Genomic DNA, 13,482 nt, shown 5'->3' on the forward strand with positions numbered 1-13,482 from the left:
TGGGCCGGATGATCCTCACGGGCGGTCTCGGTATTCGCCTCGCACGTCAACGACGGAGGCTTCTGGATGGTGGCCAAGTACTTCGGCATACCGGAGCGGGAGACGCTGAAGTCGTGGACGGTGCTGGAGTCGGTGCTGTCGGTGCTGTCGGTGGCGGGGTTCGCGATGGCGGGGATATTGAGTGTGGTGGTGGGATGAAGGGCGATATATCCTCAAGATCGACTTAATCGACTTAGGGGCATGCCCGCACCACGGGCATGGCGTCGGGGATATGGGGGCAGAAGTGAAGATCTTTGCCAAGCTTGCGACCGTGGCCGCAACCGGTGCGGCGCTCGTGCTGACGGCGCCGGGCACCGGCCAGGCGGCCGACCGGGGCGACCTGCTCGTCAACTCGATGAGCCGCAAGTGCCTGGAGATCGAGAACTCGAGCAAGAGCAACGGCGCCCTGGCCCAGCAGTGGACCTGCAAGGGCCAGCCGGGCTCCGTGTGGAAGTTCGTGAAGGTGGCCGGCTCCGGCGCGGGCACCCAGTTCCAGGTCGTGAACGCCAACAGCGGCAAGTGCCTGGAGATCGCCGACTCCCGTAAGGACAGGGGCGCCCCGATCCAGCAGTGGACATGCGTCAAGGGCGTCGCGACCCAGCTCTGGTACGAGGAGAACGGCTTCCTCGTCAACAAGAACGCCTGGCAGGCCGTGTCCATCCCCGTGTCGGAGACGGGCGGGCCGAACCTGAAGGACGGCGTCAAGGCCGAGGCGGGCCCCGGCCGGTCGTGGGACCACTGGGACCCGGCGTTCCCGCCGGCCCCCGCCGAGCTCCGCCGGGCTCGCTGACCCGGCGGAGCCGGTCGTCCACCGGTCATCCGTCCACCGGTCATCCAAGGGGCGCCGTACCGCAGGCTACTGCTTGCAGTACTGCGCCTCCTTGCCGATGACCCGGTACATGCAGTCCGACGCCTCCAGCAGCTGCAGCACCGCGTCGCGGTTGCGCGCGGTCTCCCGGTCGATCACCTCGTCGGGCGGGTAGAAGCCGCCGCCGGACCCGCTCTCGTTCGGATACATCTCGAAGGTGTACGAGAAGATCCGCTGGTCTCCCCAGAGCCAGTCGTCGATCGTCCCGTCGGTGATGTAGAGGTCGCTCGACTGCTCGGGCGTGTAGCCGTTGCTGGCGGCCATGGACTTGCCGAGGGTCGCGTAGACGTCGTGCTCGTCCTGGGTCATGCCGGGCCCGGTGTCGTCGTAGGTGTAGCCGAACGGCCACAGCACCAGCTCGCTGTACGTGTGGAAGTCGATCCCGGCCTTGATCTGCTGCTTGCCGCCGACGATCCGGCTGCGCGCGAAGTCGGCGACGACCTTCACCTCGGGCGCGGACTCGGGTGCCGAGCCGCGGTAGGTCTCGGAGCCGGTGCTGCCGGAGGAGCCGTTGCAGCAGCCCCACTTGAAGTTCCAGTTGCGGTTGAGGTCGGTGCCCCGGCTGCCGGATCCGGCGTTGGGCTGGCGGTTCTTGCGCCAGCTGCGGTACGAGCCGGTGGCGATGTCGTATTCGCCGCCGTCGGGGTTGACGTCGGGCACGACCCAGATCTCGCGGCTGTCGACCATCTTGGTGATCCGCGGGTCGCTGCCGTACTTGGAGCCGAACTCCTTGAGCAGGTAGAGGGCCATCTCGACGGTGAGGTGCTCGCGCGCGTGCTGGTGCGCGGTGAAGAGGACCTCGGGTTCGTCCTCGTCGGTGGCCACGTTGTCGCTGATCTTGACGGCGACGATGTCGCGGCCCTCGTAGGACTTGCCGATGACCTTCTTGCTCATGATGGAGGGGTGTGCGGCGACGTCGGCGTCGATCTCCGCCATCGCCTCCCGGTAGTTGTGGTAGCCGGCGTCGGCCGGAGGGAAGTCGTACGGCTCGGGGGAGCGGCCCTCCGAGCGGTCCGGCGGCCCGGGCAGCAGGCTGACCTTGTAGCCCATCCGGCGGATGCGCTCGGCCTGGGAGGCGTCCGCGGTGATCACGACGGAGCCCCGGCGCACGGCGTCGATCGCGACGCCGGTCGCGGCCAGGGCCGTGCGCTGGGCGGCGGTACGAGGGCCGGTGACCTCGTACGCCCGGGACCTTCCCTCGGTGGTCTTCTCCTCCGTGTCCCGCGAGGCGGCGGGGACGGCCAGGGCCAGGGTGAGCACGGCGGCGAGGGCGGTGGCCCATCTGCCGTGCGAGCGGGGTCGCATGCGGTCTCCTGGGGGGTTCCGGAAGTGCGACGGGTGGGGGGTGTGCGGGAGCTGTGCGGGGGTGCGTGGTCAGTGTCGGGGGGTGTCATGAACCGGTCAACGCGCCCGGACGGGGGGAATCAGGCCAACTTCCCTTTCACTTGCGGCCGGTTGATTGCGCGCGCCCTCAGGGGCACCAACAATGCACACGTCAAAACCGAACGGAGCTACGGGAAACGACTGATCGAACGCAAGCGATCTACAGCAAGCGACCGACAGCACGCGATCGACGTAACTTAGGCCCGGATCCGGCCCGGGCGGCCCGGATCCGTCCCAGAGAGGAACCACCCCCCATGAGAAGACCTCTCCTCGGCGCGCTCACCACCCTCCTCCTCACCGGAGCGACCGTGGCCGGTGCAGGAACCGCCACCGCCGCTTCCGCGGACGCAGGAGCCGGCGCGGGCGCGGGCGCGGACGCCAAGGCCAGACCAAGGGCGGTCGACTTCGCCGGCACCGTGGCACTCAGCAACTGCTCCGGCTCCCTGATCCGCCTGCCGAGCTCGTCCGACAACGACCCCGGCCTCGTCATGACCAACGGCCACTGCCTGGAGAGCGGCATGCCGGACCCCGGCGCCGTCATCACCGACCAGCCGTCCACCCGCACGTTCAGCCTGCTCAACTCCAGCGGGAACAAGGCCGCCACACTGCGCGCGACCAAGGTCTCGTACGCCACGATGACCGACACCGACGTCACGCTGTACGAACTGAACACAACATATGCGCAGATCAAGCAGCGCTACGGGATCAACGCGCTCAACCTGTCGGCGGACCACCCGGTGAGCGGTACGCCGATCAAGGTCGTCTCCGGCTTCTGGAAGCGGATCTACAGCTGCAACGCCGACGGCTTCGTCTACCGCCTCCGCGAGGCCGACTGGACCTGGAAAGACTCGCTCCGCTACACGCCGTCCTGTAACACGATAGGCGGCACGTCCGGCTCGCCGGTGATCGACACGAACACCGGGAAGGTCATCGCCATCAACAACACGGGCAACGAGAGCGGCGAGCGCTGCACGATGAACAACCCGTGCGAGGTCGACGAGAACGGCCAGGTCACCGTGCGGCAGGGCATCAACTACGCCCAGGAGACGTACGGCATAGCCAAGTGCATCGGGATCGGGAACAAGCTGGACCTGAGCCTGCCGGGCTGCGCACTGCCGAAGCCCTGATCGCCGGCCCCGCTCTTCTTCTCCGCTGCCGGGCGGGCACACGAGCCCGCCCGCCCGGCAGCCCGGCAAGGGTCCGGGCATAGGCGACCTCACGAGACCGGGCGGGGCGGAATGCCGGGCCTGCTTAGGGTGAGGGCATGACCACCCTCATCGTCCTTCTGCTCTTCGTGGCGGGCACCGCGTGGGTCCTCTACAAGTGCGTGCACGAATTCCTGACCGCGCTGAGGTCCGTCTTCTTCGGCGAGCGCGCGGAAGGCCGCTGCGTGCGCAGCTACGGAACGCAAGGCTCGGACGGCTTCACGCACATGCACTACGTCTACGGCTTCACCACGGCCGACGGCTGCGCAGTGGAGTTCGAGGAACCCACCATGGTCATGAGGGAAGGCAAAAAGGTCACCGTCCGCTACCGGGCCAAGGATCCGGAGCGGACGGCGACCGTGATGGGACTGCGCACCCTTTCCCCGTTGCTCGGGGGCCTTTTCGGGATATTGGTGACCAGTTCCTTCTTTCTGGTCAGCCTGGTGGTTCTCTGGCTATACGTGTCGGAGGTGTGGCTCAAGCGCTAGCGGACGGGGACGTCAGCCGGTCACCTTGATGGATTTCAGGATCTCGTCCAGGTCGTCCTGGGAGAGCTTCCCCTTCGGCGCGGTGACCCGTACGACCCAGGGCTTGTCGCTCTTGTCCATGCCGACGACGTCGACGGCGGTCATTTCGGTGTCCCGCGGAGGAGAGTCGCCCTCGCCGCTGGACTTGAACCCGTGATTGATGCGCACGGCCCGGTCGGTACCGGGGACCTTGATGTCCTCTTTGTCCTGAGGGGTGGCGCCGAATGTGTACTGGGCGTCCGCGCCCGACACCGCCATATCGAGGTCGCTGGTCTTCATGAACTCCACCTGCGCCACGATGCGGGCGACGGTCTTTCCGCCCTCCACCAGATCCGCCTCGGCCGTGGCGAACTTGGGCAGCTTCTCCTTGCCCAGCTCCTTGAAGCCCTTCGGGTAGGCGACGCTGACCTGCTGCGCGTCGAGCGTCTCCCACCCCTCGGGCGCGGCTGCCCCACCGCTCTTCTCACTACCGCAGCCGACCACGAGAGCGCCCAGGAGGGCGGTGGTCGCGGCGGCTGCCGCGGCGCGGCGTGCGGTCGCGGTGATCATCGAGTGCTCACTCTCTGTCTGACTTTCCGGCGAGGGTACGGATCTGATCCGCTACTGCGAGCAGAGCTTCATCGGCACGTAGTTCCGCTTGCCGTCCTCCTGCGGGGCCCCGAGGAACTCCGCGTCCTCCTGGCGGACCTTTTCCTTGCTGCCTTCGAAGTTCGCGGTGTAGCCGAAGGAGGCTACGCCCAGGTTCAGCTCGGCTCCGAATTCCGCGGCATTGGTCACGCCGTCGTAGGTGAGCCTGCTGGACCGGCCGTCGTCGAACATCATCTGGCCGAACTTGTCGTCGTCACCGGGCCGCTCCGTGGGGGCCTCGTCGAGGAGGAGCATCTCAAGCGGCTTGCCGTACTTGCTGTTGCCGTTCAGCCACTTCTGAGCGACGTCCTGCTTGCCCGGAGTGTTGAGCTCGATCGTGTTGGTGACGACCTCGGTCACGGTGTCCTTGCTCGAGCCGCTGACCGACCCCTTGTGCTTGGACTTGCCCGCGTTCTTGTTGTCCTTGCCGTTCTTGTCCTTGTCCGGGACCTTTTCCTCGTCGGCGACCTCGTGCTTGCCGCCTGCCTTGCCGGACGACTCCTGGGTGCGGGTCATGATGATCCGCTTCAGTTTCCCGTCCTTGTCACGGGTGACCGTGATGGCTCCGGTGACCCCGAGCCCGTGCTCCGCCGAAACCTTGGTCCCTTCGGCGCTGGCCTCGCCGCCCGTGGCGCCTTCCACCTTGAACGCGAAGGTCTTGGACTCCGTGTGGTTGATGCCGTCGTGGGTGACCGTCGCCGTGGGGGCGATCTTGACCTTTCCGCCGAGCTTGCCCGTGATCTGGTCGTCGATCGAACCGGACATCTTCAGCTCGCCGGCCCCCTCGACGCCGACCGAGGCGTAGGAGAGGTGACCGGCCTTGATGGTGTCCTTGACTTCCTTCTGCAGCTTCAGGTAGTGATCCGCGCTGCGGGAGGCCACCATGGGCGAGTCCCTGGCGTACTGCATTCCGGCCTTGGCGCTCTCCAGGCTCTCCAGCTTGTTGCGGAACTTGTCGGCCTCCGCCTGGCTGTCGAACTGCCAGGTGTCGCCCGCCGTGACCTTCACGCCGGCGGACAGCTCGACCTCGGACTCGCCGTTCTCGTCGAGCTTGCCGACCTTGGCTCCCCACTTGGGGGAGTAGGCCACGCCGACCTTTCCGGCCTGGCTGAAGGTGAGCCGGACCTTGTCCTTGTACACGGGCTTTCCGTCCTTGCCCAGGACGGGGTTCCCCTTGTCGTCGACCTCGCGGACCTTGAACTTCTGCTGCTGGAAGCCGTACTCGTTGCCGAACTTGAACCAGGCGATCTTCACTTCCTGGCCCGCCGTGCTGCTGGTGTTGGCGGTGTTGCACATCGTCGGTTCGAAATAGGAATCGGGCTTCTTCGCCGCTTGGATCTCGCGCGGCGTCTGGCAGCTGCCACCGACGGCCTGGCAGATCTTCGCCTTGATGGTGTCGGCGACGTTCTTGCCCACGCTGGTGGCGATCAGGCTGGCCATCACCGCCACGACCACCACGACCGTGCCGATGTACTCCGTCGCGGTCACACCCATGTCGTTCCAGGGGTAGTCCGAACTGCCGCCGCCGGACCGCCCCAGCCGCCCGAGCACGAGCCCGGCGGCACCGCCCAGGACGAGGGCCGCGGCTGCCATGCCGATGCCCTCGGCGACGATGAGGCCCCACCCCTCCACGATGGTCCGCGTGCAGGTGATGACCGGTACTCCCAGCGCGGCCAGCAGATACAGGGGCAGGGAGTCCCTGTGCGGCTCGGGAAGGAGACGCGCCGCCGCCCAGACGGCCAAGGCGACGTACAGCAGATTCGGGACGTAGATGATCGCGACCCGCCAGCCGAACGAGGCGAGCCGTTCCGCAGTGGCGAGGTCGTCGAGGATCGCGGCATTGAGCAGGAATCCGGAGGCGAGGAGAACGACGACCGCCGCGGCCCAGGAGCGCATCAACGCGAAGAAGGGGTGCGACTGCCGTGGGGGTGACGTCCCATAGGGGCGGTTCACCTGATGGGAGCCAAAACTGTTGCCTATGCCGCTCATTCCCCCGAGCCTTCTGCCATTGATCTTTTCCGGGCCCACGCTAACCCGCAGGTCAGCACGAGGTCGTGGGCCCAGGGGCCCCATAAGAGGCCCAACGTGAGAAGGCTTCGGGGGATGGAGGGACGGCCGGCGGCAGCCGACAGCGCTCAGTTGGCGCGCGGGAAGGAGACCTCCACGCGGCGGTTCTGCTTGCGGCCCTCTTCCGTGTCGTTGGACGCGACCGGAGCATCCTCGGCGTAACCGCGGATCTCGTAGCGGACGTCGGAGCCGAGCGACTTGGACAGCTCTTTCTGCACCGCGTCCGCGCGCTGCTTGGAGAGCTCCATTCCGTGTTCGTGCGAACCGAGGTTGTCGGTGAAGCCGAAGACCTTGACCTGCCGGGCGTTCTGCTTCTTGATCTCGTCGGCGATGGCCCTGATGCGGTCGTTCGCCGCGGGGTTGAGTTCGGCGCTGTCCTTGCCGAAGAGGACCTCGGCCTGAAGCTGGAACTTCACATCGGAGTTGGTGTCCTGCCGCTGTTCATTGCCGCTCTCGTCACCGATGATGCTCTTGATGTCGAGCACTTTGGGCTGCCCGAGGGTCCTGCCCGGCTCCAGCTTGAGGCCGGGGTCCTTGGGATCGATCTTCCCGGTGAAGACGGAACGGCCGGGAGGTACTTGGTCGGCAAGGGCGACAGGCGCTGCAGCAGCTGTCAGAGCGATGGCGAGGGCCGCGGAGAGCGTCCAGACCGAACCCTGTGTTCGGAGCTTTCGCATACGCTCACCCATCCGTCAGCGTCAGGGCGGCGGCCTGAAAGGTCGGGATCTGGAGGGCCACCTGGGTCGTGGACTTGGGCGGTGCGGGGAACTGCATGAAGACCTTCTGCGTGGAGTTGGCCGCAACGGTGCCGAGGCCCGCCGAGGCCAGCGGCCGGTTCTCCGTGTCCCGCAGGGTGTAATACCGCTTCTTCTCCTTCTCGTCCACGAGTGTGGCGCCTCCGAGAGAGCTGCCACCGACTCCCCGGATCACGTCGAGCTCCGGGCCTGTCCACTCCTGGGTTTCGGAAGTCGACCTGTCGGACGTGTTCTTCAGATTGCCGTTGACCGTGACGAAGCCACCCGCACTGCGCGTGGCAGAGGTGATGTCCAGGACAATGCCATTGCGGCCCTGGAGCGTGGCGATGACTTTGGCGTCGTCCGACTGCTTGGGCTTGGATGCCTGCCCGTCCTGCTTGCCCTGGTCGTTCTGCTGGGCACTCCGATCGGCCTTCGGCTTCTCTTCTTTGCTGTCGCCGCCGCAGGCGGACAGTGTCAAGGCCATCGCCGCAACCAGGGCGGCACCTGCGACGGTCCGACGTGCCCGGGCACGCTGCCACACGCTCATCACTCATCGTCCTCTAGTTGTCGTTCGCACACTGCGCCCGCATGTTCAGTCGGCAAGTCTGACGGAAAACAGGTCCGTCACACCAGGGAGGTTGTTCGTGCTGCCGGGATTCCTGGGATCGATGTCCCAGCTGCGGCCGTCGGAACAGTGGAGTCGCAGCGGTTTCGGCTCAGGCTCCTTACTCGTCCCCGGGGCCGGAGTCCGGTTCGTCTCGGGCTCATTGCTCGCTCGCGGCTTCGGAGCGTGACCGGGCTCGGGTGAGCTGGTGGCTCCGGGATCCTCCACAGGGCGCAGCGTGCACACCTTCGGCACGACGACCGCGGTGGCACTCGCCGTCGTATGCCTGTTTTCCGCGCCGGGTATGGCGGAGCCGCCGACGGACTTCTTCGACTGCAGCCGGACGGTGAAGCCCGTTCGCCCGTCCCTGAGCGGCCTGCAGTCCTCGGGGCCGGTGCCCATGTCCGCTTCGTTGCGCTCTGCGAAGCGCCTCGCTGCCGTGCAGGCCCTCTCGGTGAAGACGTTCCTGCCGTTGAGCGCACGTTGCCAGGTCTCAGGGTCGGTGAGGGAAGCGAGCAGGCCTGTGCGGAGTTGTTCCCTCGCATCCTGCGCGGCCGCCAGGGCCGCTGCGTCCGCCGCGGACTGGACGCCGTTGCGGGACACGGCCGCCTGGCCGACCGCGACGTAGGCGAACGCAAGGAAGAGCAGGCCTGCCACCACCGTGATGTAGATGGGGAGAGCCTGCCCTGCCTCGCCACGCGGCCGTGCGTTCAACCGGATCAGTTGCCGGTGCCGCCGTTGCCCTTGTTGCCGGTGCCGCCGTTGCCGCCAGTGGCCCCGGTGGTGGTCGCGGCGTCGCCGCCGCCACCACCCTTCTTCCCGGTGTCGACCCCGTCGATCGCGTCCATGATCTTGGTCTTGATCTTGGCACCGATGTCCGTGAAGCCGGCGATCGCCGCCATGATCGCCACAACCACGACGATCATGCCGATGTACTCCACGGCGGTCTGACCCTTGGAGCGCTCCCGACGGAACATCCGGTCGATGCAGGTGTTCCGCCACTCCGCGACGTGCACCTTGGTGTCGACGGCCGCCTTCAGCAGCTTGTCGTTCATGCTCTTCCCCTCCGGCATGAGCCGGCGTCATACCGGCCTCTACGTAAGTCCTGGTTCCATCAGCGCCTCCGGTCGCCACCTGACCGGCCTCCCCGACGGCAGCAGAAACGTACGCCGGAACCCCACGCCTGAACATGGGCCCCAAGACCCAATCCCGGACCCAAAGGCGCGCCCGAGCCACCTGATCACGCATCTGGGCCCTCTCCTCCTGCGCCTTCTCAGCCATGGGCCCTTCCTCCCCCGCGCGCTGTGCCGAGCCAGAGTGCGATGGCCTGACTCCGCTTCTCGGTCTGCAGCTTGGTGAAGATGCGGTTGATGTGGTTCTTGACGGTCTTCTCGCTGATGAAGCACGTCGCCGCGATCTCGGCATTGGTCATTCCTGCGGCGATGAGGTCCATGACCTCTTCCTCCCGCCGGCTCAGCCCGTACTGAGCCGGTTCGGGTGGCGGTGCAGTGGAGCGGGCGGCGTGGTGCCCCGCGCCGGGTGCGCCCCTGCCCAGACCGTCCGGCAGTTCGGGTCGGCCGTTTCCCTGCCCGGGTGCCTGCCGCACGTGAGCCAGCAGGGCCGTGGAGGCCGTGGCGGTGAAGTGGGCCCTGCCCTGCTTGATGTTGCCTATGGCCACGACGAGCTCGTCCGCCGTGAATTCCCCGTGCACCAGGTAGCCGCCCGCCCCCAGCCGCAGTGCTTCGTGCACGATCTCGGCTTCCTGGCTGTACGTGAGCATGAGTACGGTCGTCAGCTGCACGAGGTAGGGGAGCGCCGAGATGCCGTCCACCTCGGGCATCCGGACGTCCAGCAGGACGACGTCCGGCCGGAGCCGGTAGGCGGCGTCGTACGCTTCACGGCCGTTTCCCGCCTCCGCGACGACCTGGACGTCCTGGCGGCCGGACAGGAGGGCCGTGAGGCCGGCCCGCACGACGGGATTGTCGTCCGCGACCACGACGCGGAGCGGGGCGGGCGCGGGGGCAGCGGCGGCCGCGAAGAGGTTTCGCGGATCCTGCGGGTCGGTGGGACCCGCAGGAGGCGACGACGGCTGCTGCGGAGTGAGTGACGGCGGGACACGGGGGTACGGCGGCTGTGCCGGTCGGTGCGATGGCCGGTTCTGCACGGTGTGCCCTCCTCTCGATGACGGGCGGAAGTGACTGGGGGACTAGCGGGCCTCGGGCCTGCGGGCGGGGCCCTGCTCCGGCGGCCCTGCTCCGGCGGTACCCGGGCCCAGCGCCGCGAGCGGGAATTCCAGGCGCACTTCCGTGCCCTCCGCCGCGCTTCCCTTGCCGATGCGGATCCGGGCGCCGATCCGTGCCGCCCGCTCCACCATCCCGACCAGACCGAAGTGTCCGCTCCGTTTGAGCTCCTCCAAGGTCGTACCGGGAGGCAGGCCGCGGCCGTCGTCACGGACGCTGATGCGAATTGCGCCCTTGACCACGCCCACGGACACGTCGAGCACCGAGGGGGCGGCATGCCTGTGGGCGTTCTCCATCGCCTCGGACACTATGGTCAGCAGGTGCCGGGCAACCACCTGGGGAACCGCGGGGACAGCGGCCTTGCCGATCGACCGGCACGCGGCGCTCAGGCCGGACCGGCGCGCGAAGTCGGCGACCCGTGCGGAGAGTTCGACGGTGACGTCCACACCTCCGTCCAGGCCTGATTCGCGCCTCAGGTCCGAGAGGAGCTCACGGGACTCCGCCGCTGCACGCCGCGCCGAGCGGCTCACCAGTTCGGCCTGTTCCTTCAGCCGCTTCGGGTCCATGCGGTCGGCGGAGTAGGCCAGTCCGTCGGCCGCCAGCGCCAGTCCGTGCAGCGTCTTGGCGACCGAGTCGTGCATCTCCCGGGCCAGGCGCGCCCGCTCGCTCTGCACCGCCTCGCTCACGGCAAGCCGGGAACGGGTATCGGTCAGCGCCTTGCTGGCTGCACCGAAGCGCAGCAGGAGGCGCCGCAGCATGACACCGACCGCGCCCGCGAGGATGCACACTCCCGGCAGCAGAGCGGCCCCGTCCATGCTGAGGTCCACGCGTCGGTCTCCCACGTATGCGAGACCGACGATCAGGACGGTGAGGGCCGCGAAGATGCCCGCCCCCCGCCATCCGTAGACGAGCCCGGCGAGCAGCGGGGTGCAGATGGTCACGTAGGCGAGCGGGCTCTCCGGCGTCGCGGTGAAGAGCATGAGCGCGCCGAAGAGGGTGTCGAGGCCGAGCAGCGCGGGGTGCTTGAGCAGCAGCGGCCCGAAGCGCTCCCAGTCGCGGATCAGGATGTACGAGCCCATGAAAGTGAACAGGATCGCGGACCCGACCAGCCAGGTGGGCCAGCCGCGCCTCGCCCCGTAGAGGGCGAAGGGGGTCGCCAGTGCGATCATCGCCAGCCGGAAGCCGAAGACCTGTCTGCACAGCGCCTGAAGTGCGCCGAGCTGGATTCTGAGCGCCGGTTCATCGGCCGCGACCTCCTCGGGCCCGGGAGCACCGCCGGAGACGATCGCGGCCGACGGTCCGGCGCCCGTGTGGTACGCCGTGGTCACTTTTCCCCCTACCCCAGCAGGCCCGAACCGAGGAACATGCCCGTACCGATGAGGATCATCGTGGCCGGCACCATGATCATGGTGATGATGCTGGTGGCCTTCGGCACGGCCTTGGCGGCCTTGCGCCGTGCGTTCTGCGCGTCCGTGCGCCGCATGTCGTCGGCGATGGCCATCAGCGTCTCGACGATCGGCGAGCCGAGTTCCTCGCCCTGCTGCAGTGCGGTGACGAACATCGCCACCTGCTCGGAGTCGTTGCGCTTGCGCAGTTCGTCGAAGGCCTGGCGGCGGCTGACGCCCATGTCCATCTGGCGCAGGGTGATGCGGAGCTCGTCGGACCACGGTCCCTCGTACTTCTCGGCGGTACGGTCCAGGGCCTGCCGGAAGCCGAGGCCCGCGGAGACGACGACGGCGAGAACATCGAGGAAGTCCGGCAGCGTGCGCTCGATGGACTCCTTGCGGGCGCGGACGGCCGACCAGAGGCCGACCTCCACCCACACGGCACCGAAGGCGAACAGCACGATGGCCAGCAGCACGTTCCCTCCGGCCAGCATCACCAGCCCGCCGATGCCGCCCGTGAAGCCGTAGACGAACCGACGCGCGGCGTAGCGGTCGATGGTGAGGCCGCCGGGGTTGCCCGCCATGTCGATGCGACGGCGGGTCTTGTTCACCCGCTCGGGCCCCATCATGCGCAGCACCATGGGCGCGTAGCGCATGCCCAGGCGGTCGATGAGCGAGCCGGCCGCGTTGGTCCGGGTGGCGCCGACCTCCAGGGCGACGGCGAGGTCGGCGGGCAGCTTGGCGTCGGCGCGGTAGAGACGGAGGCCGAAGAAGACGCCGACGATGGAGAGGGCGAAGACGAGTGCGAGCAGGAGTCCCATGGTGCAGCTTCTCTCAGCTTTCTCAGACGTCGATCTTGCCGAGGCGGCGGACGAGGAAGAACCCCAGCGCGTACAGGGCGATGGACGCGATCATCGCGCCTTGCCCGATCACCGAACCAGTGATTTTGTCCAGGGCGCCGGGCCAGATGCTGTCCATCACGAGCAGGGCGCCGAGCCCCATGCCGGGCACGATGTAGGCCGTCGCGGTGACCTGCGAGAGCTGGGTGCGCACCTCGCGGCGGGTCTCCTTCCGCTCCTCCAGGGTGATGGTGAGGCTGCGCAGCGAGCTGACGACCGTACCGCCCGCCTTGTTGGACAACACGAGGGTGGTGACCAGGACGACGAGCTCCCGGGAGGGCAGCCGCTTGGCCAGCTCGTCGAGCGCGTCGTCGAGGGTGTGGCCGACGGCCAGCTGATCGGCGACCCGGGCCAGCTCGTCACCGGCCGGGCTTTCGAGCTCCTCGGCGGCCATGGCGATCGCCGTGCGCAGGGCGAGGCCGGCCTGGGTGGCGTTGGCGACGACGCGGGAGAGCTCGGGCAGCTGATTGATGAACTTCTCGTTCCGCTTCTGCCGCTGCCAGTTGAGATAGGCGAACGCGCCCCAGAGCCCGGCGACGGCCGCGATGGGGCCGAAGAACGGAGCCAGGAGCATGCTCGCGACCATCCACATGCCGGCGGTTGCGCCGATCATGTAGACGAAGAACTCTCCGGGTGTGACGCGGAGTCCCGTGGCGGCGAGCCGGCGCTCGATCTTCTTGCCGAACGAGGTCTTCCGGATCCGGCGGTCGATTCCGCGGAAGGCCGGGCGCCGTCCGCCGGTCCGTATCTCCGGTCCCCGCTGCGAGAGCCGGTCGACCAGCGCCTCGCGCTGGGCCTTGCCCGTCGCGTACACGTGCACGCCCACGATCGCGAGCACGCAGCACAGCAGCGTGGCGCCGATCGTCAAGAGCACAAACTTGTCCATGTCCGTTGGCAGACT

The 13,482-nt window shown here is 67.9% G+C and carries 14 protein-coding genes and 1 pseudogene; 4 read left to right on the forward strand and 11 right to left on the reverse strand.

Going from position 1 to position 13,482, the window contains the following annotated elements:
- Nucleotides 1-21 precede the first annotated feature (21 nt).
- Both IE241_RS18905 and IE241_RS18910 read left to right on the forward strand, forming a co-directional pair.
- A pseudogene (locus IE241_RS18905) lies at nt 22-198 on the forward strand (GntT/GntP/DsdX family permease); the annotation flags it as partial.
- Between the two features lie 112 nt (nt 199-310).
- Nucleotides 311-829 (forward strand): RICIN domain-containing protein, encoded by a 519-nt coding sequence (locus IE241_RS18910; RefSeq protein WP_190022970.1) that lies wholly within the window; start codon nt 311-313, stop codon nt 827-829.
- Between the two features lie 66 nt (nt 830-895).
- On the opposite strand, the gene IE241_RS18915 is transcribed toward IE241_RS18910, so the two are convergent.
- Entirely contained in the window at nt 896-2,212 is a 1,317-nt protein-coding gene (locus IE241_RS18915) for a M14 family metallopeptidase (RefSeq protein ID WP_190022971.1), read from the reverse strand.
- A gap of 332 nt (nt 2,213-2,544) precedes the next feature.
- On the opposite strand from IE241_RS18915, the gene IE241_RS18920 reads away from it, so the two are divergent.
- Both IE241_RS18920 and IE241_RS18925 read left to right on the forward strand, forming a co-directional pair.
- Entirely contained in the window at nt 2,545-3,417 is an 873-nt protein-coding gene (locus tag IE241_RS18920; protein ID WP_190022972.1) for a trypsin-like serine peptidase, read from the forward strand.
- A gap of 137 nt (nt 3,418-3,554) precedes the next feature.
- Complete coding sequence (locus IE241_RS18925; protein WP_190022973.1) at nt 3,555-3,983, forward strand: DUF3592 domain-containing protein; 429 nt, start codon at nt 3,555-3,557, stop codon at nt 3,981-3,983.
- A 12-nt stretch (nt 3,984-3,995) separates the two neighbouring features.
- Here the strand turns inward: IE241_RS18925 and IE241_RS18930 are convergent, their stop codons facing one another.
- From IE241_RS18930 to IE241_RS18975, 10 genes are all read right to left on the reverse strand, one after another.
- Entirely contained in the window at nt 3,996-4,571 is a 576-nt protein-coding gene (locus IE241_RS18930; protein WP_190022974.1) for a hypothetical protein, read from the reverse strand.
- A 51-nt stretch (nt 4,572-4,622) separates the two neighbouring features.
- Nucleotides 4,623-6,602: a hypothetical protein gene (locus IE241_RS18935; RefSeq protein WP_190022975.1), complete on the reverse strand. Its 1,980-nt coding sequence runs from the start codon at nt 6,600-6,602 to the stop codon at nt 4,623-4,625.
- 182 nt (nt 6,603-6,784) lie between these two features.
- Nucleotides 6,785-7,393 (reverse strand): OmpA family protein, encoded by a 609-nt coding sequence (locus IE241_RS18940; RefSeq protein WP_190022976.1) that lies wholly within the window; start codon nt 7,391-7,393, stop codon nt 6,785-6,787.
- Between the two features lie 4 nt (nt 7,394-7,397).
- A complete protein-coding gene (locus tag IE241_RS18945; RefSeq protein ID WP_190022977.1) occupies nt 7,398-8,000 on the reverse strand; it encodes a hypothetical protein in 603 nt (200 codons plus the stop codon).
- 45 nt (nt 8,001-8,045) lie between these two features.
- Entirely contained in the window at nt 8,046-8,771 is a 726-nt protein-coding gene (locus IE241_RS18950) for a pilus assembly protein TadG-related protein (RefSeq protein ID WP_190022978.1), read from the reverse strand.
- A gap of 5 nt (nt 8,772-8,776) precedes the next feature.
- On the reverse strand, nt 8,777-9,112 hold the full coding sequence (locus IE241_RS34820) for a Flp family type IVb pilin (RefSeq protein WP_308433719.1): 336 nt from the start codon (nt 9,110-9,112) through the stop codon (nt 8,777-8,779).
- A gap of 218 nt (nt 9,113-9,330) precedes the next feature.
- The gene (locus IE241_RS18960) at nt 9,331-10,221 is read right to left on the reverse strand and encodes a response regulator transcription factor (RefSeq protein WP_190022979.1); all 891 of its coding nucleotides are present in this window, start codon (nt 10,219-10,221) and stop codon (nt 9,331-9,333) included.
- A 42-nt stretch (nt 10,222-10,263) separates the two neighbouring features.
- Nucleotides 10,264-11,625, reverse strand: a complete 1,362-nt coding sequence (locus IE241_RS18965; RefSeq protein WP_373300713.1) for a sensor histidine kinase — start codon at nt 11,623-11,625, stop codon at nt 10,264-10,266.
- Nucleotides 11,626-11,633: 8 nt separating this feature from the next.
- The gene (locus tag IE241_RS18970) at nt 11,634-12,503 is read right to left on the reverse strand and encodes a DUF5936 domain-containing protein (RefSeq protein WP_190022980.1); all 870 of its coding nucleotides are present in this window, start codon (nt 12,501-12,503) and stop codon (nt 11,634-11,636) included.
- 22 nt (nt 12,504-12,525) lie between these two features.
- A complete protein-coding gene (locus IE241_RS18975) occupies nt 12,526-13,467 on the reverse strand; it encodes a type II secretion system F family protein (protein ID WP_190022981.1) in 942 nt (313 codons plus the stop codon).
- Nucleotides 13,468-13,482: the final 15 nt, after the last annotated feature.

Source organism: Streptomyces hiroshimensis (genome assembly GCF_014650335.1).
GTDB lineage: Bacteria > Actinomycetota > Actinomycetes > Streptomycetales > Streptomycetaceae > Streptomyces > Streptomyces hiroshimensis.

Bases quoted from the DNA above. Each gene is read 5' to 3' on its own strand.
- IE241_RS18975 (WP_190022981.1), bottom strand. From the start codon at position 13,467: ATGGACAAGTTTGTGCTCTTGACGATCGGCGCCACGCTGCTGTGCTGC.
- IE241_RS18920 (WP_190022972.1), top strand. From the start codon at position 2,545: ATGAGAAGACCTCTCCTCGGCGCGCTCACCACCCTCCTCCTCACCGGA.
- IE241_RS34820 (WP_308433719.1), bottom strand. From the start codon at position 9,112: ATGAACGACAAGCTGCTGAAGGCGGCCGTCGACACCAAGGTGCACGTC.
- IE241_RS18940 (WP_190022976.1), bottom strand. From the start codon at position 7,393: ATGCGAAAGCTCCGAACACAGGGTTCGGTCTGGACGCTCTCCGCGGCC.
- IE241_RS18915 (WP_190022971.1), bottom strand. From the start codon at position 2,212: ATGCGACCCCGCTCGCACGGCAGATGGGCCACCGCCCTCGCCGCCGTG.
- IE241_RS18970 (WP_190022980.1), bottom strand. From the start codon at position 12,503: ATGGGACTCCTGCTCGCACTCGTCTTCGCCCTCTCCATCGTCGGCGTC.
- IE241_RS18945 (WP_190022977.1), bottom strand. From the start codon at position 8,000: ATGAGCGTGTGGCAGCGTGCCCGGGCACGTCGGACCGTCGCAGGTGCC.
- IE241_RS18930 (WP_190022974.1), bottom strand. From the start codon at position 4,571: ATGATCACCGCGACCGCACGCCGCGCCGCGGCAGCCGCCGCGACCACC.
- IE241_RS18925 (WP_190022973.1), top strand. From the start codon at position 3,555: ATGACCACCCTCATCGTCCTTCTGCTCTTCGTGGCGGGCACCGCGTGG.